This window comes from Halomonas eurihalina (assembly GCF_008274785.1).
Classification (GTDB): Bacteria; Pseudomonadota; Gammaproteobacteria; order Pseudomonadales; family Halomonadaceae; genus Halomonas; species Halomonas eurihalina.
The window spans coordinates 26,605-46,332 of record NZ_VTPU01000006.1 but is presented as its reverse complement, the minus strand read 5'-3'; the positions used below and the strand labels follow the sequence as shown (position 1 = coordinate 46,332).

Annotated in this window: 22 protein-coding genes and 1 pseudogene; 11 read left to right on the top strand and 12 right to left on the bottom strand. The window is 59.5% G+C overall.

Going from position 1 to position 19,728, the window contains the following annotated elements; translation table 11 throughout:
- Positions 1-29: 29 nt before the first annotated feature.
- The 3 genes from FZZ93_RS07535 to FZZ93_RS07525 form a co-directional block, all read right to left on the bottom strand.
- Positions 30-803, bottom strand: coding sequence for an META domain-containing protein (locus FZZ93_RS07535; RefSeq protein WP_149321712.1), 774 nt, complete (start codon positions 801-803; stop codon positions 30-32).
- Between the two features lie 99 nt (positions 804-902).
- Entirely contained in the window at positions 903-1,343 is a 441-nt protein-coding gene (locus tag FZZ93_RS07530; RefSeq protein WP_149321711.1) for a DUF4399 domain-containing protein, read from the bottom strand.
- Positions 1,344-1,516: 173 nt separating this feature from the next.
- The gene (locus tag FZZ93_RS07525; protein ID WP_149321710.1) at positions 1,517-2,134 is read right to left on the bottom strand and encodes a LysE/ArgO family amino acid transporter; all 618 of its coding nucleotides are present in this window, start codon (positions 2,132-2,134) and stop codon (positions 1,517-1,519) included.
- Positions 2,135-2,231: 97 nt separating this feature from the next.
- Here FZZ93_RS07525 and FZZ93_RS07520 point away from each other — a divergent pair, with 97 nt between their 5' ends.
- From FZZ93_RS07520 to FZZ93_RS07510, 3 genes are all read left to right on the top strand, one after another.
- Entirely contained in the window at positions 2,232-3,101 is an 870-nt protein-coding gene (locus FZZ93_RS07520; RefSeq protein WP_149321709.1) for a LysR family transcriptional regulator ArgP, read from the top strand.
- Positions 3,102-3,199: 98 nt separating this feature from the next.
- Positions 3,200-3,520, top strand: a complete 321-nt coding sequence (locus FZZ93_RS07515) for a hypothetical protein (RefSeq protein WP_149321708.1) — start codon at positions 3,200-3,202, stop codon at positions 3,518-3,520.
- 133 nt (positions 3,521-3,653) lie between these two features.
- Positions 3,654-4,541: a S66 peptidase family protein gene (locus FZZ93_RS07510; RefSeq protein ID WP_149321707.1), complete on the top strand. Its 888-nt coding sequence runs from the start codon at positions 3,654-3,656 to the stop codon at positions 4,539-4,541.
- A 71-nt stretch (positions 4,542-4,612) separates the two neighbouring features.
- Here the strand turns inward: FZZ93_RS07510 and FZZ93_RS07505 are convergent, their stop codons facing one another.
- The gene (locus tag FZZ93_RS07505) at positions 4,613-5,422 is read right to left on the bottom strand and encodes a sulfite exporter TauE/SafE family protein (protein WP_149321706.1); all 810 of its coding nucleotides are present in this window, start codon (positions 5,420-5,422) and stop codon (positions 4,613-4,615) included.
- A 107-nt stretch (positions 5,423-5,529) separates the two neighbouring features.
- On the opposite strand from FZZ93_RS07505, the gene FZZ93_RS07500 reads away from it, so the two are divergent.
- Positions 5,530-6,336, top strand: a complete 807-nt coding sequence (locus FZZ93_RS07500; RefSeq protein ID WP_149321705.1) for an AraC family transcriptional regulator — start codon at positions 5,530-5,532, stop codon at positions 6,334-6,336.
- A 288-nt stretch (positions 6,337-6,624) separates the two neighbouring features.
- On the top strand, positions 6,625-6,831 hold the full coding sequence (locus FZZ93_RS07495) for a cold-shock protein (RefSeq protein ID WP_149321704.1): 207 nt from the start codon (positions 6,625-6,627) through the stop codon (positions 6,829-6,831).
- 209 nt (positions 6,832-7,040) lie between these two features.
- On the opposite strand, the gene yghU is transcribed toward FZZ93_RS07495, so the two are convergent.
- Positions 7,041-7,910: a glutathione-dependent disulfide-bond oxidoreductase gene (gene yghU, locus FZZ93_RS07490; RefSeq protein WP_149321703.1), complete on the bottom strand. Its 870-nt coding sequence runs from the start codon at positions 7,908-7,910 to the stop codon at positions 7,041-7,043.
- Positions 7,911-8,040: 130 nt separating this feature from the next.
- The gene (locus FZZ93_RS07485; RefSeq protein WP_149321702.1) at positions 8,041-9,324 is read right to left on the bottom strand and encodes a dicarboxylate/amino acid:cation symporter; all 1,284 of its coding nucleotides are present in this window, start codon (positions 9,322-9,324) and stop codon (positions 8,041-8,043) included.
- A gap of 396 nt (positions 9,325-9,720) precedes the next feature.
- Here FZZ93_RS07485 and FZZ93_RS07480 point away from each other — a divergent pair, with 396 nt between their 5' ends.
- Positions 9,721-10,710, top strand: a complete 990-nt coding sequence (locus FZZ93_RS07480; protein ID WP_149321701.1) for a TerC/Alx family metal homeostasis membrane protein — start codon at positions 9,721-9,723, stop codon at positions 10,708-10,710.
- 66 nt (positions 10,711-10,776) lie between these two features.
- Here FZZ93_RS07480 and FZZ93_RS07475 read toward each other — a convergent pair whose 3' ends face one another.
- From FZZ93_RS07475 to FZZ93_RS18610, 4 genes and pseudogenes are all read right to left on the bottom strand, one after another.
- Positions 10,777-11,640, bottom strand: a complete 864-nt coding sequence (locus FZZ93_RS07475) for a putative RNA methyltransferase (protein WP_149321700.1) — start codon at positions 11,638-11,640, stop codon at positions 10,777-10,779.
- A 152-nt stretch (positions 11,641-11,792) separates the two neighbouring features.
- Positions 11,793-12,209, bottom strand: a complete 417-nt coding sequence (locus FZZ93_RS07470) for a helix-turn-helix domain-containing protein (RefSeq protein ID WP_149321699.1) — start codon at positions 12,207-12,209, stop codon at positions 11,793-11,795.
- Between the two features lie 195 nt (positions 12,210-12,404).
- Positions 12,405-12,857: pseudogene (locus tag FZZ93_RS18530) on the bottom strand (serine hydrolase).
- A 43-nt stretch (positions 12,858-12,900) separates the two neighbouring features.
- The gene (locus FZZ93_RS18610; protein ID WP_149321696.1) at positions 12,901-13,287 is read right to left on the bottom strand and encodes a serine hydrolase; all 387 of its coding nucleotides are present in this window, start codon (positions 13,285-13,287) and stop codon (positions 12,901-12,903) included.
- A 542-nt stretch (positions 13,288-13,829) separates the two neighbouring features.
- Between FZZ93_RS18610 and FZZ93_RS18320 the strand changes: the two genes are divergently transcribed.
- The 5 genes from FZZ93_RS18320 (at position 13,830) to FZZ93_RS07435 (ending at position 17,065) form a co-directional block, all read left to right on the top strand.
- Entirely contained in the window at positions 13,830-13,973 is a 144-nt protein-coding gene (locus tag FZZ93_RS18320) for a hypothetical protein (protein ID WP_187774492.1), read from the top strand.
- A 36-nt stretch (positions 13,974-14,009) separates the two neighbouring features.
- Positions 14,010-14,975: a HEPN domain-containing protein gene (locus FZZ93_RS07450; protein ID WP_149321695.1), complete on the top strand. Its 966-nt coding sequence runs from the start codon at positions 14,010-14,012 to the stop codon at positions 14,973-14,975.
- Positions 14,976-15,061: 86 nt separating this feature from the next.
- Entirely contained in the window at positions 15,062-15,283 is a 222-nt protein-coding gene (locus FZZ93_RS18770; RefSeq protein ID WP_407650248.1) for a DUF1153 domain-containing protein, read from the top strand.
- Positions 15,284-15,621: 338 nt separating this feature from the next.
- Positions 15,622-16,140, top strand: coding sequence for an integrase core domain-containing protein (locus tag FZZ93_RS18410; protein WP_425460618.1), 519 nt, complete (start codon positions 15,622-15,624; stop codon positions 16,138-16,140).
- A gap of 256 nt (positions 16,141-16,396) precedes the next feature.
- Entirely contained in the window at positions 16,397-17,065 is a 669-nt protein-coding gene (locus FZZ93_RS07435) for a hypothetical protein (protein WP_149321694.1), read from the top strand.
- On the opposite strand, the gene FZZ93_RS07430 is transcribed toward FZZ93_RS07435, so the two are convergent.
- Together FZZ93_RS07430 and guaA are read right to left on the bottom strand one after the other, a co-directional pair.
- Positions 17,045-17,725, bottom strand: coding sequence for a biosynthetic peptidoglycan transglycosylase (locus tag FZZ93_RS07430; RefSeq protein ID WP_149321693.1), 681 nt, complete (start codon positions 17,723-17,725; stop codon positions 17,045-17,047). The two genes, FZZ93_RS07435 and FZZ93_RS07430, sit on opposite strands and share 21 nt — an antisense overlap.
- A gap of 419 nt (positions 17,726-18,144) precedes the next feature.
- Positions 18,145-19,722, bottom strand: a complete 1,578-nt coding sequence (gene guaA, locus FZZ93_RS07425; RefSeq protein ID WP_149321692.1) for a glutamine-hydrolyzing GMP synthase — start codon at positions 19,720-19,722, stop codon at positions 18,145-18,147.
- Positions 19,723-19,728 lie beyond the last annotated feature (6 nt).

The following is a 19,728-nucleotide window of genomic DNA, read 5'->3' as shown; positions in this document are numbered from 1 at the left end:
AGGTCAGTGTCGAGAGCAACCGCTAGCGTTCAGGTGAGGTGTTGCACCGCGAACAGCGCCAGCAGCTCACCGTTTTCATCGTAGAATTCCAGCCGGTCAGCCAGCACGCGGTAGGACGTCGTGTCTTCCAGTGCCGCCAGGAAGCGCGACTCCACATCGGCCTCGTTCATGCAGGCCATGCGAGTGGTTGCCAGAGGGCCGAAGCTCAGCCGGTCACCCTCCAGTCGGTAGCTTCCCGACAGCTGGTTGCAGCCCGTGGCCCCGGCTACCCGGTTCTCCTCGGAATGCAATACCAGATGCGCCTCACGCTGCCCCTGAGACGCCTCGACGGGCTCGCCCTTCAGCTCGATGAGCCTCCAGTAGCTGTCTTCCAGCGTCTCGGAAACGAAGCCATCGGTGCGCTTCAGGATATAATCCAGGGAGGAGTTGATCTCATTGCCCTCGAGATCCAGCGCCTCCAGAGTGGAGGCATCCTGCACCCGCCACAGGCGCGCCCCTTCGTCGTCGGTCAGCGTCAGCGTCTTGCCGGCGCCATCCAGTGACCACTCGCCCTTCTCGTGGAAACGGTTGGCCTCATCACTGCCCAGGTAGACTGTTTCCAGGGTATAGACACCATCCGCGAACAACGACAACTGGTAGCGAATGCCGGGACAGTCGGCGCATGGCAGCGTGCCACGGAAACTGGCCGGCAGTTCACCGAGTGCCGCCTCGGCCTTCTCTGTCCCCGAACGCTCCACCGCGGCACAACCGACCAGGAACGCGGCGGCCAGCAAAAAATAGCAAAATAGAAACATCCGTTTCATGGCAGTTCATCCTAGCAATGGCAGTGAGATGCTCCTTGGACCACGGGGCCGCCAAAGGTTCGATACGGCCCCGGTATCGGCGAGCTTACCATCGGTCCCTTACTCGACGGTGATGGTAATGGTGTCCGAATGCACCGCCGGGTCGAAACTGATATGGCGGTAGTCCATGAAGAGCAATTGCAGAGTGTGCTCGCCGGGCGGCAGATCAAGCGTGGTCTGGGTCTGGCCGCCGCCAAAGTGCAGCGTCTGCTCGGTGGCAGGGAGCGGAGCGGAAAGGTCCACCTCATCCAGCGGTTTGTCGATCAACAGATGGTGATGGCCAGTATTCTCGACCTCGATGCCCGCCGGTGCCACTCCCATACCCTCGAGTCCCATACGTACGGTGACGGGGCTCGACAGGGTGTCACCATCCTGCGGCGAGATGAAATACACTTCGGCGTCCTCCGCCGGTGCCGTGGCTTCCATCTCGGCCAAGGCCGACGATGCCATCAAGGCGCCACCGAACAGTGAGACAGCAATCATGGTGATCAAGCGTTGCATGGCGATATCTCCTCTTCCATTGGAGCCCGTCGCGGCGTAACGCCGACGGGCATGATGATCGGACCCCACCTCTCCGGGCCATTCCCAGTGTAGCAGCGACACACCGACAAATAAGAAGTCATTGATGTAATGACGAGGCTTGCGCAGCGATGGCGGTATCTCTGCAACACAGCTCAGACGAACCGATCCACCCCGGTTCCCGCCAACTGCAGGGCAATGGCGGCCATCATGACCGCGATGCCGCCATCGATCAGACGCCAGGCCATGGGGCGTGACAGCCAGGGCGACAACAGGGAACCGCCCCAGGCCAACAGGCTGAACCACAGCACCGAGGCACTGCCGGCACCGGCCACGAAGGCGGCGGCGTTCTCCTGCTGCGCGCCCACCGAGGGAATCAGCAACAGGGTATCCAGGTATACCTGAGGGTTGAGCACCGTCACGCCCAGCGTGGCCAGCAACACGGGGGCCAGTCCACGCTCCCCGGCCTCGTCACGCACCAGCCCCTGACGCCCGGTCGCGGCACGATAAAGCCCCTGCACCGCCAGCCAGGCGAGAAAGGCCACCCCCAACCAGCGCATCACCGCCAGGGCCTCGGGCACCGCCAGCAGCATGGCACTGACGCCGAACATGCCGGCGGTCACCAGCAGCAGGTCGGTACTCATGCACAACCCGGCCGACCACCAGTGGTACTCGCGGCGCACGGCCAGGCCCAGTACGTACGCATTCTGGGCGCCGATAGCGATGATGATGCCACCACTCACCGCCAGCCCGGTCAGATAACTCTCGAACATCGACATCGTCCTCCACTGGCTCCCTAAGATGACGCCAGATTAACGACATGCCGATATACTAAAAAATCATTCTCCTAATGCTGTATTAATAATACTTATGCTCGATTACAAATTGCTCGAAGCCCTGGCCACCGTCATGGAATCCGGCGGATTCGAACGCGCCGGGGAACTGCTGGGGCTCTCGCAATCGGCGGTCTCGCAACGCATCAAGGCCCTGGAGGTACGACTCGGCCAGCCCGTGCTGGTGCGCCACCCGCACCTGGCAGCAACGCCGGCCGGGCAACGGCTGCTCAACCATTATCAGCAGGTATGCCTGCTGGAGCGCGAGCTGGGCAAGACCCTGCCGACCCTCGAAGTCGCCACACCGCGCCTGAGAATCGCCTTGAACGCCGACAGTCTGGTGACCTGGTGGGCCTCGGTGGTCAGCGACTTCTGCCAGAGTGAGGATGTACTGCTCGACCTGGTGGTCGAGGATCAGGACGTAGGACTGAAACGGCTACGCGATGGCGACGTGGCCGCCTGCCTGTGCGCCAGCGACCAGCCGATTGCCGGCGCCCGCTGTGTGCCGCTGGGCCAGATGACCTATCACCCGATGGCCACGCCAGCCTATATCGAGCGCTATTTCCCCGACGGCCCGACCGAAGCGGCCTTCCGTCGGGCCCCAGCCATCGTCTATGGCCCCCATGACCAGCTTCAGCACCGCTTTCTCGCCCAGTGCGGCTATCACGGCCACTTCCCCTACCACCTCTGCCCGGAATCGGAAGGCTTCGTGCGCCTGGCCTGCGCCGGCATGGGCTATGGCATGATGCCCATGATGCAGGTGCCGGGCCCGGTCGCCCGGGGCGAATTGACCAGCCTTGCGCCGGGCCATGCCCTGGAGGTTCCTCTCTACTGGCATTTCTGGCGACACAGCGGCACCCTGCTGGAGCGGCTGACGAGCACACTGCGCACGGTGCAACTAACCTGAGCAGACGGTGTCAGACCCCGAGCCGACCGCGGTGCTCTTCCTCGGACGGCGCCTGCCCCACGATCGATCATTCTTTCCAAGCCGATAAGGAGGTTCGCATGAAGGTCTACAAGCCCGAATGGCGTTGCACTCTGAGCGTGACCGAAGGCGCGGAAGCATCGGATAGCTGGAAGACTCGCCTCGCCTGGCGACTGCGACAGCTGGCCGACCGTCTGGACGACGGTGGAAGGACGATCAAGCTCGACTGTCACACCGAGCCTCGGATATCGCGAGAAGACGTCGACGACTGTCTCGGCAAGGGCTTCGTCATGTCCCAGGAGCTGCTCACCGAACTCACCCAGCAGGCCGCCTGCGAAGGCATCATGCGCGATGCCAAGGCGGAGCTCTTCGAGCAGGCCACCACTGGCCCCAAACCCTGACCACTGCCCCCCGCCACCCCGCGACAGGCGAGGTGGCGCTCACGACCTCCTCCAGCAGGCCATCATCCCGTGACAGTCGACCGCATCCCGTCGACAATGCCGAGTTGCACCCTTGCCTCACGAGGAGTCTTCCATGCTGCTTGCCGTCAGCCTCATCGCCCCGTCGTCCTACACCGCTGCCGAGGCCATCGATGCCGGCATCCGCGGCCTGGAGGCACTGGGCACCAAGGTGCGCTGCGATGAGCCGCTGCAGACGCCGAGGCGCTACCTGGCCGGCAGCCGCGAGCATCGCCTGGCCCAGCTTCACGCCGCCTTCGACACCCCCGAAACCCAGGCGGTGTGGGCGGTGCGCGGTGGCTACGGCGCCGCCCAGCTGGTCGACGGCATCGACTGGTCGCGCCTCGCGCGTTCAAAAAAGCCGCTGATCGGCTACTCCGACGTGACGGTGCTGCTCGATCACTGCCACCGCCACGGCGTGCCGGCCATCCACGGTCCGGTGGCCAAGGCCGCCGCCGGCGTGCTCGAGGACGAGGCCGATCAACGGGAGATCGTGCGGCGCCAGTTCGAGGAGACCCTGGCGCTGATTCAGGGGCCGACATCTCTCGACTACCCCCTGACACCCTACGCGGACGCTCCGGCCACCCTGGAAGGGCCAGTCGTGGGCGGCAATCTCGCCACTCTCGCCAGCCTGGTCGGCACCCCGGCGGGCTTTCGCGCCCCGCCCGGTTCGCTGGTGATCCTCGAGGACGTGGGCGAGCCCTACTATCGCCTGGAACGCGCGCTGTGGCAGCTGGTACACGGCGGCGCCCTGGACCGGGCCGCCGCGGTGTGCCTGGGCACCTTCGAGGGCTGCCGGCCCTTTGATGACACGCCACTGGAAGCCATCATCGCCGAGACCCTGACCCCGCTCGGGCTGCCGCTCTACACCGGCCTGCCGAGCGGCCACGGCCTGCACAACCGCCCCTGGCGCTACGGCGCCACCGGCCGCATCGCCAACAGGCGCCTCACCATCGACGGCTAGCCCGCGCCCTGCCAGCGCTATACCACCCTGCGGGGCCGCCCGTAGACGATGCCGACCACCGGCCTCTCACCTCAGAGCGCCACCATCGTCGCCAGTACACCGGCCAGCAGGGCAAGATAGGCCCTGGCGTGAATCCCGTCGGGTAGTCGTCCTATCCAGGGAGACGCCAGGCGAATACCGATCCAGGAGCCAACCGCCAGCGCCGCAAAGGCACGAAGATCCACGTAGCCTGCCTGCCAGGGTCCCTGCACTGCGAGCTCTCCCCGAGCCAACAGCATGTAGGCGGCGGTGCCAGCGAGCGCCATTGGCAGCGACAAGGGTGTCGCCATCGCGGTGGCCCGGGCCATCGACAGACCGCGACGACGCATCAGCGGCACCGTCATCACGCTGCCACCGACCCCGAGCAGGGCCGCCAGCGTTCCGGTACCCAGGCCGAAGACAGCCATCGCACCGTTCGACGGCGTACGAGGCAGTGCCGCCGTACGCGCCAGGAACCCCGGGCGCAGTAGTGCGTCGAGGATGGTGATGGCCAGGTAGGCGATGAAGGCCCAGCGTACCCAGTCTCCACGCATCGCCAGCGCCGTCGCGGCACCCGCAATCGCCCCTATGGCGATATACCCCACCAACGGGCGAATCCATCGCCAGTCTAGCGTGCCGGCCCGATGGTGACGGCGCGTGGCCAGACCGGCGCCGACGATCATCACGCTGGTCGAGGTAGCCACGGCGATATGCATGGCCGCCTGGCCTACGGCACTGTCCGCGCCATGAGTGGCTGACAGCACCGCATACAGCAGCGGCACCATGAAGAAGCCGCCCCCGAATCCGAACAGCACCGTAGTGACACCGGCCAGGCCACCACATGCCAACAGCAGTAAATACATGACTGCGCTCCATCGACAGGATAAGAGCGCAGAGTACGCCACCAAGAAATGGCCAACATTCGACAGCCAGTCAATAATGCTCGCGTACAGGCCAATCGAGATACGTCATGCGCAACATTCCTCTGGACGATGTGGACGGCATTCCCCGAGACGTCATGGCGATCGGCACCGACTATCTGCCCGGTACCCTGCTCGACACCCACCGCCACCGACGCGCTCAGTTCCTCTACGGAATGACGGGGCTGATGGAGGTCGGCACCGAGGATGGCACCTGGGTGGTCCCCCCTTATACCGGGGTCTGGATCCCCGCCGGCAAGCCGCACCAAGTGAAGATGCTCGGGGTCAGCACGCGTAGCCTGTACATCGAACCGGCGGTCGCGCCGCGGCCCGGCTCGCTATGCGAGGTGCTGCTCGTCACCCCGCTGCTACACCAGCTACTGCTTGCCTCGGCCGAGCTCCCCGCCCGTTACGACGTCGAAGGTCGCGACGGCGCCCTGGTACGGCTGATGCTGCACGAACTGCGCCAGAGCGTGACACTGCCACTCTTCGCTCCCCTGCCCCGCGACCCTGAGCTGGCGCGGCTATGCACTGCCTTCCTGCAATGCCCGGACCTGCACAGTTCACCGACGCACTGGGCCCAGCGCCTCAACCGTAGCCATCGCACCTTCACCCGCTTCTTCAAGCAGCAGACCGGCTTGTCGTTCAGTGCCTGGCGCCAGCAAGCCTGCCTGCTGGCAGCCCTGCCGCAGCTCTCGGCCGGCGTGCCGGTGACCCGCATCGCCCTGACGCTGGGTTACGCCAGCCCTAGTGCCTTCGCCACCATGTTCCGCCGGACGCTGGGCGAATCGCCCTCGGAATTCACTGAACGCACTCGGAACCAGGACACCCTCAACGAGCCGCCAGCGGATAGCTGACAGGCGAACCAGGTTGCCCCCAGAGAACCTGCATCGCCCAGGTCGGCCGAACCCGCGATACACCCGCTCGTTGAACAGCCCGACACCAGTGGCAACATGAGTATTCGAAAGTCTTTGACCTGAGCGGGACGGCATGACATCGTGGCGCCAGTTGGTGAGCAAGCAGCATGGTTCCAGAAGCATTCGAGTCTTTTCGACAGCCTGTAATTGTATTTCTTGTTGTACCCGCTACTGATCCTGGGTAATACCAGAAATTTTACAAGGCGCTTAGCGCGAGAGGATTTTCAAATGACGACTGGTACCGTCAAGTGGTTCAACGATTCCAAGGGTTTCGGCTTCATTTCTCCTGCCGACGGCGGTGACGACGTGTTCGCCCACTTCTCCGAAATTCAGGCTGAAGGCTTCAAGTCCCTCCAGGAAGGTCAAAGCGTCTCCTTCGACGTGACCCAGGGCAAGAAGGGCCTCCAGGCCTCCAACATCAAGTCTCTCGGCTGATCCCAGAGATCACGAGAGCACGCGAACCCTGGCGGTTCGTTGAACGGGGCCCGCTCATGCGGGCCCCGTTTCGTTGTATCCGCGCGCCCGATACGCAAGCGTCACGGAGGAAGCGTCGTCGTTCTGGTGAGTGAGCCCCGCCCCCCCCTGTGGAACGATAAGCGCCGCGGACCATAGGCCCGAGGCACTCGATGTGCACGTCCGGCAGTTCAGGAACCGATAACGTCCTGCGTCTTGTCCTCGAAGTCGCCGGCATCGTGACGCTCATGAAGCTGCAGCTCCGGCTCGCCGAAGGTCCGGTTGACCATGCGCCCTCGCTGTACCGCCGGACGCGCATCGATCTCCCGCGCCCAGCGCACCACGTTCTCGTAGGTATCCACCTGCAGGAACTCGGCGGCGTCGTAGAGACGGCCCAACACCAGTTGGCCATACCAGGCCCAGTTGGCCATGTCGGCAATGCTGTACTCGTCGCCGGCCAGGTAGCGATGCTCCGCCAGATGGCGATCGAGGACATCGAGCTGACGCTTGGTCTCCATGGCATAGCGGTCGATGGGATACTCGAGCTTTACCGGCGCATAGGCATAGAAGTGACCGAAACCGCCCCCCAGAAAGGGCGCGCTGCCCATCTGCCAGAACAGCCAGTTGAGCGCCTCGGTACGGGCCTTGAAGTCCGCCGGCAGGAAATCACCGAACTTTTCGGCCAGATAAAGCAGAATCGCGCCCGACTCGAAGACCCGGATCGGCTCCTCGGTGCCGTGATCCATCAACGCCGGAATCTTGGAATTCGGATTGACCTCGACGAAGCCGCTGCCGAACTGATCGCCATCGCCGATCTTGATCAGCCAGGCATCGTATTCTGCCCCTTTGTGGCCCTTCGCCAGCAGCTCCTCGAACATCACCGTGACCTTGACGCCATTGGGCGTGGCCAGCGAATAGAGCTGGAACGGATGCTTGCCGACCGGCAGTTCCTTGTCGTGCGTGGGCCCGGCAATGGGGCGATTGATGCTGGCGAACTGGCCGCCGCTCGCCTGGCTCCAGGTCCAGACCTTCGGCGGGGTGTACTCGGTATCTTGGCTCATGGGAATTCCTGTGCGAGTGCGTTGTGGGCGCGACGATGCATTTCCACATCGCCGCCTGCCTCCGACAGGGGAAAGATAGCCTGTTAAAAGTTACCTTTCGACCCCTCGACCATATTCTGGATACTCAGATTCAGGGCCCTTCAGGATGCGAGGCCACCTCGGCCTCCACACTTCCCGACTCGTCGATACGCTCTCCCTCACTGCGGCCAATCAGGGCAGTGCCAACCAGATCGCCCGTCACGTTGAGCGCAGTGCAGCCCATGCCGACCAGGGCGTCGATGGCCGTGAGCAAGGCGACGGCCTCGATGGGCAGGCCCACCTGGGAGAATACCGTGGCGATCATCACGATGCCGGCACCGGGCACCCCGGCCGTGCCCACCGAGATCAGCGTGCCGATGACCACGATCTGCAGCATGCTGACGAAATCCAGCGGCGCCCCCGCCACATTGGCGGCGAACACCGCCGAGATGGCGATGCGGATCGCCGCCCCGTCCATGTTCAACGTTGCACCCAGCGGCAGACTGAAGCCGTAGAGGCCTCGTGACAGCCCCAGGCGGCGGGCGGCATCGAGGGTCAGCGGCAAAGTGCCGGAACTGCTCTGGGTGGCGAACGCCGTCGCCATGGGCGTGCGTGCCTCGCGGAAGAAGGCCCGTAGCGGCACGCCGAAGCCTTTCAGCAAACCGATATAAACCAGCAAGTGCACGCCCAGCGCCACGTAGAGCACCACAACCATGTCGCCGAGCGACAGCAAGGTCCCCATGCCCTGCTCGGCCACGGTACCGGCGACGATGGCGAACACCCCGACCGGCACCACATGCAGGATGCCGCTCATCACCTTGAGGGTCACGACGTTGAGCGCCTCGATCAGCCCTGCCAGTCGCTCGCCCAGCTCGCCATGCGTCTCCGATTGCCGCAACCCAGCCACGGCGAGGCCGAACACCAGGGCGGTGAAGATGATGCCGAGCAGGTCCTGCTCGGCGAAGGCGCCGATGATGTTGGTCGGCACGATGCCCAGCACCACCGAGAGAATACCGGGGTTCTCGGGCACCGACACCGAGGCCGCCCCCTCCAGCGACATGCCCTCCCCCGGCGACAGCAGGCTGGCCACCGTCAGGCCAACGATGATCGCCAACGCCGAGGTCACCAGATAATAAAGAAAGACCTTGCGGCCGATCCGCCCCAGGCGGCCGGCCTGCCCCTGATTGATGCCCGCCATCAGTGTGAACAGCACGATAGGCAGGATGATGAACTTCAAGAGCCGCATCAGCAGCTCACCCAACGGCGCCAGCGCCTCGCCGACGGCCGGCCCACCGACCAGGCCGACCACGGCGCCCAGCACCAGAGCGAGGGTTACCCGCAGGATCAGCGACGAATCACGATAGCCGCGCCACAGAGATGTCAGAGGGGCGAACATGGAGTCTCCTCGAGATGAACAAGCGTCGCGAACCATAGGTCCGCGGCGCCTATCGTGCAATGGGTGCGTTTATTTCATAGATTGATCTCGATCCGCTCGTTCAGTGGCGCCGCGCTACAGGTCAGCACATGACCTTCGAGCGGACGGACCAGGAACAGAGGTTCGCGTGGATACTCCCCGAGAATAGCCGCATGGCAACGATAAATGTTGTGTTGCGGTGTGCCTCGCCCCACAATGGCGCCATAGCGGAAGGGGAGTATTCCCGACGCGGGTCGAACGGCCCGTTTCGTGCGGTCATCGTCAGCACGGGCGCAATGCCCCGGTGACAGCAACTCGGCATGCATGCTGAGCGGGAGAGACCTTCGGCAACGTTGACCGTTGACCGGAGGTAGACCCATGCACGTCCCCTTGTGGGTATGGCTGGCCACTGTGGCCGGCATTATCGTACTGTTCCTTTTCGATTTCTTCTTTCACGTCCGCAGGCCGCACGAACCGAGCTTCCAGGAAGCGGCGGTGTGGTCGTGCATCTTCATCGCCATCGCCATGGCGTTCGGTGGTGGGCTCTGGTGGGTGTGGGGTGCGCAGCACGGCGCTGAGTACTTCGCCGGCTTCATCACCGAGAAGAGTTTGTCGGTGGACAACCTGTTCGTGTTCGTGATCATCATGAGCAAGTTCGCGGTACCGCGTATTCATCAACAGAAAGCCCTGTTGATCGGCATCGTCATTGCCTTGGTGATGCGTGGCGTTTTCATTGCTGTGGGCGCGGCGGCGATCCATCAGTTCAGTTGGGTATTCTATATCTTCGGTGCCTTCCTGCTCTGGACGGCTTACAAGCTGGGCAAGGAAAGCTTTGAGGACAGCGACGAAGAAGAGATATACCGCCCCAATCCAGCGGAGCGCTTGGCGCAGCGCTGGCTACCCGTCACCAATGAATATCACGGCCAGCGGTTGCTGGCGAAGGTCGATGGCAAGCGCATGGTGACACCGCTTTTCATGGTCATTGTGGCGCTTGGCTTTACTGATCTCCTGTTTGCGCTGGACTCCATCCCCGCCATCTATGGGCTGACGCGCGAGCCGTATATCGTCTTCACAACCAATGCCTTCGCCTTGTTGGGGCTGCTACAGCTGTACTTCCTGCTCGGCAACTTGCTGTCGCGCTTGGTCTACCTGGGGCTGGGATTGTCGATAATTCTGGCCTTCATCGGCGTCAAGCTGGTGCTGGAGGCATTGCACGAGAACACGCTGCCGTTTATCAACGGCGGTCACCCCATCGCAGCGATCCCCGAGATTCCGATCTGGCTGTCGATGACCATCATCGTCGGCACGTTGGTGGTCACAGGCATGGCAAGCTGGCTCAAGGATCGCCACGATCGGGCTCGTGCCTGATGGTGTGAAAAGCGTTGCTGAACGCCGGTGCCGTCGATAAAACAAATGCGCCCAGTAGGCGGTCGATCAAGCCACGTCTTCAGGTTTCCAACGTGTCAGCCGAACGTCCACGGTGAGACGAAGCGACGTCAGCGACGCCGCCCTCGCCCGACCCTCGGCGCTGGCGCGGTGGAGGTGCGGCGTCATGGCCAGCAGGTCGGCGATTGGCTCGGGACCGCTCAGTTCGATGGATTCGCGGAGTGTCTCGCTGCCCAGCCGCGTGAAGCCCTCGGGCACGGCAGCATCACCATCGCGGGGCGGCTTGAGGGTGGGATAGATGATCTCGCGAAGCTCGCGCAGATGGTCCGGGCCGGCATCGACCAGCAGCAGCTCACCGCCCGGCTTCAGCACGCGCGCGAACTCCGGGTAGACAGGGAAGCCGAACAGGCAAAGTACACGATCCAGACTGTTTGCCTGCACGGGCAGATGCGCATTGGTGCCCACCGCCCAGATCGCGCCTTTCCATTGCTTGGCGGCAGCGAGAATCGCCCACTTGGAGATGTCCATACCCAGCAGGGCCAGTGATCGGTCGCCGCCGGCCGCTTCTTCGCAGGCCCTGGCCAACTCGCGCAGGTAATAGCCCTCGCCACAGCCGGCATCGAGACAGCTCAAGGTGTCGCCAGCAGGCGCCTCCGCCAGTACGGCCCGACTCACCGCCTCCGCGATGGGCTGGTAATGGCCGGCCTCGAGGAAACGCCGACGCGCCGCCACCATCTCCTTGCTGTCGCCGGGATCGCGGGAGCGCTTGTTCTGCACCGGCAGCAGGTGCACGTAGCCCTGGCGAGCGATATCGAAGCTGTGGCCGGCCGGGCAGCGCCAGGCGCCGTCGCGACGCTGAAGCGGGTCGCCATCCAGCGGGCAGGCCAGCGCCTGAAATGGTGTGTGACTCATGATCGTCCCATCGCCCTTATGATCGAAACTCCACGAATGGATCTCATCCACCTGCCCCCTGCCTTGCCCTAACGGACGTCGGGCTTACCGTCCATGAAATACGGCCACGGTCCATCGAGAATCAGGCATCCGATACCGTGTCCTCGTCGCCATCAGAAGCCCTCGAACTCATCGTCACCCGCGGCCTCGTCTTCTTTCACCATCGTCTCCGATGGCCTCGCCTGCGGCTTTTTCCCACCGGCTGACCGCACCCGTTGGGGCAACTGTTCCTGGGCCAGCTCCAGGCCCAAGGTGTCCTGTTCCAGCGACATGACCCTGACCACATCCTCAAGGCGGCCCAGAACGTGCAAGGCACGCAGGAAGGTGTGCAACGCGGTTCCGGGATAACCGTCTTCCATGCGCCTGACCGTACTCAGCGATGTGCCGATACGCTGCGCCAAGTCTTCCTGCGTCATGCGGCGCATGCGACGAGCCATCGAAAGATCATGACCGAGATTACCCAAGGCGCGCGCCACGGGCGACGGCATCGCCACCTGAGTACCGGAACGCTTGGAACCTGAGGATTCCATGTCTACACCATCCAAATATGACCGATAATCTTCTCACAGGATTCAAATTTGAGCACTTGGGCAAGCTAACGTCAAGTACACAACCAATCTTACATATCATATATGAACATTTAAATGCCTTTTACATTCATATATGAACATTAATAAGAGTTTGAGAGAAAAACGGGCCACGCCCGATACTGCCGAGGAACGACATTATACGTCGGCGGCCAACCGGCCAGTGGCGGCGCTGGTCTCGTCGCGCTGCGTGCCGGTCACACTGGGCATCAGGGTATAGGCGACGGCGATCACCGCGCCGTGATCGCCCAGCCAGGCGATACCGATATCGTGGGCGTTGCCCTCGCCGTTGGTACCAGTCTTCTCACCGACCAGCCAGGACGACGGCATACCGGCGCGCAGCCTGGCATCGCCGGTCTTGCCCTCGCTCATCCATGCTGCAAGCTGATGTCGCTAGGATGGCGTCAAGGCATCTCCAAGCAGCAGATTGAGCAGGGTCATCATCATGGCCAGCGGGGTCGTGGTGCCGCGCTCATGACCCTCGTGATCGTGAGTGTTCAGGTCGGGCTCGATGCGATCCATCCGGGTGGTGTCGTCGCCGATGGAGCGTAGAAAGGCGGTGACCGCCTCGGGACCGCCGACGCTTTCAATTTGCGCGTTCGCCGCCGCATTGTCGCTCCAAGCTCGGCGATGGTCAGGCCGGGCTCGCCCACAGCCGCTTCTCAGTGATCGGCGTCCAGCCGACGAGATCGCCCTCCTCGATCACGATGCGGCGATCCAGCGTCTCGCTACCCTCGTCCACGCGGGCCAGCACCGCCGCGGCGATGAAGAACTTGCCGGTGCTGTTGAACAGGAACCGCTCGTCCCCCCGGTGGCTCGCCACCACACCGGTGGCCACGTTCATCAGCGCCACGCCCACGCGGTCGTCCTCCGCGCGCTCCAGTTCCGCCAGTCGCTGGCCGAGGTCGGTCGCATCAGCGGACGTGGTGGGCGCGGCGGCGAACGCTGGCTGGCCCGCGGCGAGCATGGCACCGGCGGCGGTCATGGTCCCGAGGACCTGGCGGCGTGAAAGGGTCGGCATGGTGGTCTCCTGAGCAAGATAAGCGGAATCTGATAGAGCAGAATAGCCGGACGGTCAGGCGCGAGGCAAAAAAGAACCCGCCGTTGGGCGGGTTCTGGAGATAACCAGAGACTATCCCTCGTTTCACACTGGAGTTGGCCGTTGCTCAGCGCCGCGGCTGATGGTGACGTCGCGGTATCGACCCCTCGACAGTCGCCGGGCGTCCTGGCGAAGCCTGTGCCAAGCGCCGCCAAACAGCTTAGCAAAAAGATCAGCCCGCAATCGGGCATTGCGCTGCTCCACCGCCCGCATCTTCGGATCTGGATTGTGGAAGGCCATCGTCTTCTCCGCCATCGAAAGCACACTGAATGCGTAGCTTAGCAGGCGCACCGCCCATGCTTTTCATGGTTGTCTGAAAGTCAGCCATCGGCCAGGAATCGTCAGGGCCTGTCCCTCGTTCCATATGACAAAGCTGTCATCCTGCCGTCAGCGGTTTGACGAGGCGCCCGCGTCACGATGCCGAGAATCGTCGCGTCAACGTCCACCGCCAGTGGAGACATCACATGCTGATCAACATCGCTAAGCCCAGCGATCTGCGCGAATCCGATGTGACACCGGAATCCATCTATAAAGGGACAAACTCTACAGTTCACCTGATTATCCGAAACCCTACACCTAGACACCAAAAAGCGAACCAAATAAAATAAAAAACCAAAATCAAAAGACATTAAAAAAGGAAGGACATGCCAGCCCTCACCCCTCTAAAAGTCGCATTCATAACAGCTCTTGACTTCTTTGAAATAAAAGAACTATCAAAAGAACCCGAAGAAATAAACGACAACCTCTTTCTAACAAACAACAAAAAACACTTCTCAAGTTTTTTTACTGAAAAACATATTAAAAACCTGGGATCCTTGGAGTATTTACATTTAACGTCTGGAAGACCCGTAATCTTTAGCACCAAAAACTTCTCCACTCCTTTTAATCCGGATACTGAACTCCTCGACTTCCTAAGGGAAGTACAAGGCTTTCTTTACAAAACCTGGCTCTGGAAAGACAATAGCGCTAATTGTCAGCTGGCTTTCGCTCTAGGGACAGGCTTCGACTTAACCTCTAGCAACTGCTTACCTGTCTTCAACTCCAGTGCATCTGGAGAGAACAAGGCCCTAAAAATAACGCTAAAAGAGGCAAAAGAACTAAAAAACAAGTACGGTATTAGCATATCCGCTATAAAAGAGAAAAACTTCCCTGAAGACACTGCCCTAAAAAAACATCTAGGAAGGCTGACGGTCGCGAATCATCACATTAGAGAAGCCAGAAACAATCGCGACATTGGATTTAAAATAGCGAACTATTGCAGCTTTTTCGAAACCCTTTTCAGCACAGACTCTTCGGAGCTTTCCCACCAGCTTTCTCAGCGCGTATCTTTTTTCTTAAGCAAACAGCCTACAGAACGAATCCATCACTACACACTTCTAAAAAAAGCATACTCAATAAGATCTAAAGCAGTGCACGGCGACATGTTGGACAGCAAGCAAAAAGAACTCAAAAAGATCTCACAACACTGTGATCAGTTAGCAAGGGACTGCCTTATTAAAATATCAAAAAGCACAAGATTATCACAACTATTTAACAATGGATCAAGAAATGAGATATCAAACTTCCTTTTAGAGGTAATCTTTGACATAAATACCACAGAAGTCATTTAAAGAAATACACATTACTGAACTCCCCCCTCCATAGCTGCACAGGGTATAGTGCAGCCATCAGGAGGACAGGATGAACGACGCCCGCCATCAAACGATGGACTGCGAAGCGCAAAGCCGCTGTGGTCATGGACATCTTCAAGGGTAAGACCACGGCTGTTGAGGTGGCTCGCCAGTATGATCTCACCGTCTCCGAGGTCGAGGGCTGGATCGATGAGGCCCAGCGCAGCATGGAAACGGGCTCAAGGCCCGCCCCAAGAACATCCGTGAGCAGTACGAGTCCGAGCTCCGGGAGACCAAGGAGGCACTGAGCGAGGCCTATCTGCAGATCTATGCGCTAAAAAAACTCAAACGCCTGCTCGACGAGGACGAGAACTCGTAAGGTCGCTGCAGGCGGAAATGGCCCAGGAGGACCATGTGGTCTCGCTCGTCAAGCTCTGTCGGTGGCTGGAGCTTCCCCGCCGGACGTTGTATTACCGTGAGCGATCAATACTGAGCTAGCCAGTAGGGTGAAGCAGGCCCTCACCTATGGCTATCGGCGACTGGCGTGCGTCCTGGGTGAGAGCCGCAAGCCGATCCAGCGCATCCTGCAGCTCAAGGGCTAGCAGGTGCGCAAGCGGCCTCAGGCTTCCGCTCGCGTGCCAAGAGTCTGCCATCCGTCGCCTCGAGGCCTGATGAGCGATGGGCGACCGATCTCACCCACGTGTGGTGTGGAAAGGATCGGCGAGCCAGCCTAGCGGTGATCATCGACTGCTGTACGCGTGAGATCCTCGGCTGGCGATTATCGGCCAATGGCAGCAAGACGGCTGAGGCCGCACTAGAGGAAGCGCTGATCTATCGACTGGGGGCACTGGGACGTGTTCAGCAACCGCTGGCATTACGCTCCGACAACGGCCTGGTCTTCAGCAGCCGGCACTACAACACGGGCACGGTGAAGGCCTATGGCCTGACCCAGGAATTCACGACGCCGTATACACCGGAACAGAACGGGCTCGTGGAACGCTTCTTCCGCTCCTTGAAGGAAGAGTGCATCTGGCTCCATCGCTTCGAGTCGCTGGGGCAAACCAGGGTCGTGATCGATCGCTGGATCCGGTACTACAACGAAGAGCGGCCACATCAGTCTCTGGACTATGTGGCACCCCGAGCACACCCGGCATTAGCCGCGTAGGGTGTGCAGAAACCAGGGGTCATTACATTCGAATGCTGTCGTTCTGCCGCCCACCTGGCCGCTCACGTAAATCAGAGTGGGCGAAGCAACTGGCCGTATGTGCCGCAAAGCCTACCTCCCGCCGTTCTGAGCTTGAGCTATAGTTGCAAGCTAGCCCTCGGTCACACATTAGAATATAGTAGGATGCTACAAGTGCATAAAAAGCACTTTGGTAGCCACCATTAACGAACTCCTCAGGTTTTTTAGGGGCAATTTTATGCAACTCAAAGCTAAAACCAAAACCTACTCACTAACTACAACTAGTTTCTATGTTATTTCCGCTTATTTAATATTTCAAATACTTGGTTTTCTCCAAAGCCTATTCATCGGCTTAATGATTGCGGCAGGCACGGCATGGATTCAGCACCGCGGCTGGGAAAATCAAGAAAAAATTAAAACATTAGACAGCGAAAAGAAAAAAGCTTACGATTTAATTGAACAGATTTCGGAGGTGGTTGGTAAAAGAATATACCATCAGAGCACATTAATCACAGCGCTCCAGAAACATGACGACTCTTACAATAGAGATCCCTACGAATCCAGCGTAAAAGAAATAAATGAAGAATACTATAAGATATGCATGGGGTTGAAATATTCTTTTAGCAATGAGGTCATGCTCAATTACGAGAAGCGCTTCCAAAACCGACTGGCGAACAATAATCGAAAAATCTTCAGTGCTTCCTGTTCTCTTAATCTAACTAGCGCTCATAGCGAATTAAAAGAGATCAACTGGGAGTTAAACAAATTTGTGGACACCTTGCTCAAAAAAGTTAGGCGCAATGAGTTTTCAACCTTCACAAACAAAAACCCCACAACAAACTTCGAAAACAGGGAGAAATTTACTACTATCTACCTAGCTCTTCGGTTAATCAACATTCGACATTAACTCCAACCCGTATCTAAACCTACGTTCCATCTTATTCGCCCATAATAAGTCTATACTTCTCGCATGACGAAGAATTTGATCAACTTCTGCCTGCTTAGGCAAACTATTCCTTACAGCCTTTGGCAGGGGGTAAACAAGTAAACTGGCTATAAATACTGCTTGTGCTACATTCAACTCACGAGACTTGACACCGAAAAGGAAGTTGGAAGCTGCATCACACCCATTCAGTTTATACCCATAGTAAGCACAAGAAACATAAGCTCCAAGTACTTCACGTTTATTCATGTGATACCATAGAAGCCTAGCAACAACCATTTCGTTAAACTTCCTACCTAGTCTCCTTTCCTTTCTATTTAATACAGTTCTAACAAGCTGTTGCTCAATAGTACTAACTCCACCTAGCCTTTTGCGCCTAAAAAACTGAGACGCGATTCTAAAAAAACACCTAAAGTCAATGCCTTTATGGGTAAAAAAGTAGCGATCTTCAAGTGCCAAAACGGCCGATTCAATAAGGGAAGCATTTTCAGAAAGAGCTAAACTGGTGCTAAAGTTCTGCGAATACGAAAACTTTAAAACCCCATCCAACTCTATATTAAAAAACACCAACCATCCTTTTAAATCAAAAATAGAAGTCGGTTTATTACGACCAAAGCCATACATATAACCCCATTCTCCGTATAAGTATTTTCAGTTACATGTTCACCAAAAAATAATGCTCTTGATTATTGAAACACTTTTTTAAAAAACCTAGCCATCTTCTTTCCTTTTACAAGAAAAACCAAAACATAAAAACAAAGCCTTAACCAATAAGCTGAACTAAACTCAGCACCAGCACCTTATCTTTTATGATTTATTCTTTTTTATAAGCCTCTCATAAAAAACCCTACCTTCAACATACCAAAGCTATCCATGCAGCGCTCAAATTCTATCATGCCCTCAGTCAATAAGGACATTACCAATTGCTAGCTTTCCTATAAATTCATTCGAAACAAAAGCTCTCTAACAAAGATACATAATTCATACGCAAAGGCCCCATAAGGGGCCTTAATGTTACACATATCGGTAAGACTTAGTATCACTCATTCCCACTCGATGGTCGCGGGCGGCTTGGAGGAGACGTCGTAGGTGACGCGGGAGACGCCTTCCAGCTCGTTGATGATGCGGTTGGAGACGGTTTCCAGCAGCTCGTAGGGCAGGTGCGCCCAGCGGGCGGTCATGAAGTCGATGGTCTCCACGGCGCGCAGGGCGATGACCCATTCGTAGCGGCGGCCGTCGCCGACCACGCCCACCGATTTCACCGGCAGGAAGACGGCGAAGGCCTGGCTGGTCTTGTGGTACCAGTCGGCCTTGTGCAGTTCCTCGATGAAGATGGCGTCGGCCTCGCGCAGGATGTCAGCGTATTCCTTCTTCACCTCGCCGAGGATGCGCACGCCGAGCCCCGGCCCCGGGAAGGGGTGGCGATAGACCATGTCGTAGGGCAGGCCGAGCTCGACGCCGAGCTTGCGCACCTCGTCCTTGAACAGCTCGCGCAGGGGCTCGACGAGCTGCAGCTTCATGGTCTCGGGCAGGCCGCCCACGTTGTGGTGGGACTTGATGACATGCGCCTTGCCGGTCTTGGCGGCGGCGGATTCGATCACGTCCGGGTAGATGGTGCCCTGGGCGAGGAATTCCACGCCCTCGATCTTGGCTGCCTCGGCATCGAACACGTCGATGAAGGTGTTGCCGATGATCTTGCGCTTGGCCTCGGGGTCTTGCACGTCCTCGAGGCGCGACAGGAACTGCTCCTCGGCGTCGACGCGGATCACCCGCACGCCCATATGGTTGGCGAAGGTCTTCATCACCTGATCGCCTTCGTCCTTGCGCAGCAGGCCGTTGTCGACGAACACGCAGGTCAGCTGGTCGCCGATGGCCTTGTGCAGCAGCGCGGCCACCACCGAGGAATCGACGCCACCGGAAAGCCCCAGCAGCACGTGGCGATCGCCCACCTGTTCGCGCACTCGGGCGACCTGATCCTCGATGATCTGTGCCGGCGTCCACCAACGCTCCGCCTGGCAGATGCCCAGCACGAAGTGCTCGAGAATGCGCTGCCCCTGCAGGGTATGCGTCACCTCGGGGTGGAACTGCACGCCATAGAAGCGCTTCTCCTCCCAGGCCATGGCGGCAATCGGACAGCTCTCGGTGGAGGCGATCACACTGAAGGCCTCCGGCACCCGGGCGACCTTGTCGCCGTGGCTCATCCACACATCGAGCAGGCGCTTGCCGCTCTCGTCCTCGATATGGTCGGCGATGTCCTCGAACAGGGCACTCTCGCCGTCGAGGCGAATCTGCGCATAGCCGAATTCACGCTTCTGCGAACCTTCGACGCCGCCGCCAAGCTGCTCGGCCATGGTCTGCATGCCGTAGCAGATACCCAGCACCGGCAGGCCCATCTCGAAGACGCATTGCGGCGCACGGGGGGACTCGAGCTCGGTAACGGATTCCGGGCCACCGGCGAGGATGATGCCGTTGGGATTGTAGGCGCGAATCTCGTCCTCGGTGATATCGAAGGCGCGCACTTCGGAGTAGACGCCAATCTCGCGCACCCGGCGGGCGATCAACTGGGTGTACTGGGAGCCGAAATCGAGGATCAGGATCTTGTGGGCATGAATGTCGGTCATGGAGGG

What these genes read in the sequence shown, in the direction of transcription:
- FZZ93_RS07535 (WP_149321712.1), bottom strand. Translation starts at nt 803, where the DNA reads ATGAAACGGATGTTTCTATTTTGCTATTTTTTGCTGGCCGCCGCGTTC.
- FZZ93_RS07515 (WP_149321708.1), top strand. Translation starts at nt 3,200, where the DNA reads ATGAAGGTCTACAAGCCCGAATGGCGTTGCACTCTGAGCGTGACCGAA.
- FZZ93_RS07475 (WP_149321700.1), bottom strand. Translation starts at nt 11,640, where the DNA reads ATGAGTCACACACCATTTCAGGCGCTGGCCTGCCCGCTGGATGGCGAC.
- FZZ93_RS07480 (WP_149321701.1), top strand. Translation starts at nt 9,721, where the DNA reads ATGCACGTCCCCTTGTGGGTATGGCTGGCCACTGTGGCCGGCATTATC.
- yghU (WP_149321703.1), bottom strand. Translation starts at nt 7,910, where the DNA reads ATGAGCCAAGATACCGAGTACACCCCGCCGAAGGTCTGGACCTGGAGC.
- FZZ93_RS07470 (WP_149321699.1), bottom strand. Translation starts at nt 12,209, where the DNA reads ATGGAATCCTCAGGTTCCAAGCGTTCCGGTACTCAGGTGGCGATGCCG.
- FZZ93_RS07450 (WP_149321695.1), top strand. Translation starts at nt 14,010, where the DNA reads ATGCCAGCCCTCACCCCTCTAAAAGTCGCATTCATAACAGCTCTTGAC.
- guaA (WP_149321692.1), bottom strand. Translation starts at nt 19,722, where the DNA reads ATGACCGACATTCATGCCCACAAGATCCTGATCCTCGATTTCGGCTCC.
- FZZ93_RS07520 (WP_149321709.1), top strand. Translation starts at nt 2,232, where the DNA reads ATGCTCGATTACAAATTGCTCGAAGCCCTGGCCACCGTCATGGAATCC.
- FZZ93_RS07495 (WP_149321704.1), top strand. Translation starts at nt 6,625, where the DNA reads ATGACGACTGGTACCGTCAAGTGGTTCAACGATTCCAAGGGTTTCGGC.
- FZZ93_RS07500 (WP_149321705.1), top strand. Translation starts at nt 5,530, where the DNA reads ATGCGCAACATTCCTCTGGACGATGTGGACGGCATTCCCCGAGACGTC.
- FZZ93_RS07525 (WP_149321710.1), bottom strand. Translation starts at nt 2,134, where the DNA reads ATGTTCGAGAGTTATCTGACCGGGCTGGCGGTGAGTGGTGGCATCATC.
- FZZ93_RS07530 (WP_149321711.1), bottom strand. Translation starts at nt 1,343, where the DNA reads ATGCAACGCTTGATCACCATGATTGCTGTCTCACTGTTCGGTGGCGCC.
- FZZ93_RS18610 (WP_149321696.1), bottom strand. Translation starts at nt 13,287, where the DNA reads ATGCCGACCCTTTCACGCCGCCAGGTCCTCGGGACCATGACCGCCGCC.
- FZZ93_RS07485 (WP_149321702.1), bottom strand. Translation starts at nt 9,324, where the DNA reads ATGTTCGCCCCTCTGACATCTCTGTGGCGCGGCTATCGTGATTCGTCG.
- FZZ93_RS07430 (WP_149321693.1), bottom strand. Translation starts at nt 17,725, where the DNA reads ATGTATGGCTTTGGTCGTAATAAACCGACTTCTATTTTTGATTTAAAA.
- FZZ93_RS18320 (WP_187774492.1), top strand. Translation starts at nt 13,830, where the DNA reads ATGCTGATCAACATCGCTAAGCCCAGCGATCTGCGCGAATCCGATGTG.
- FZZ93_RS07510 (WP_149321707.1), top strand. Translation starts at nt 3,654, where the DNA reads ATGCTGCTTGCCGTCAGCCTCATCGCCCCGTCGTCCTACACCGCTGCC.
- FZZ93_RS07435 (WP_149321694.1), top strand. Translation starts at nt 16,397, where the DNA reads ATGCAACTCAAAGCTAAAACCAAAACCTACTCACTAACTACAACTAGT.
- FZZ93_RS07505 (WP_149321706.1), bottom strand. Translation starts at nt 5,422, where the DNA reads ATGTATTTACTGCTGTTGGCATGTGGTGGCCTGGCCGGTGTCACTACG.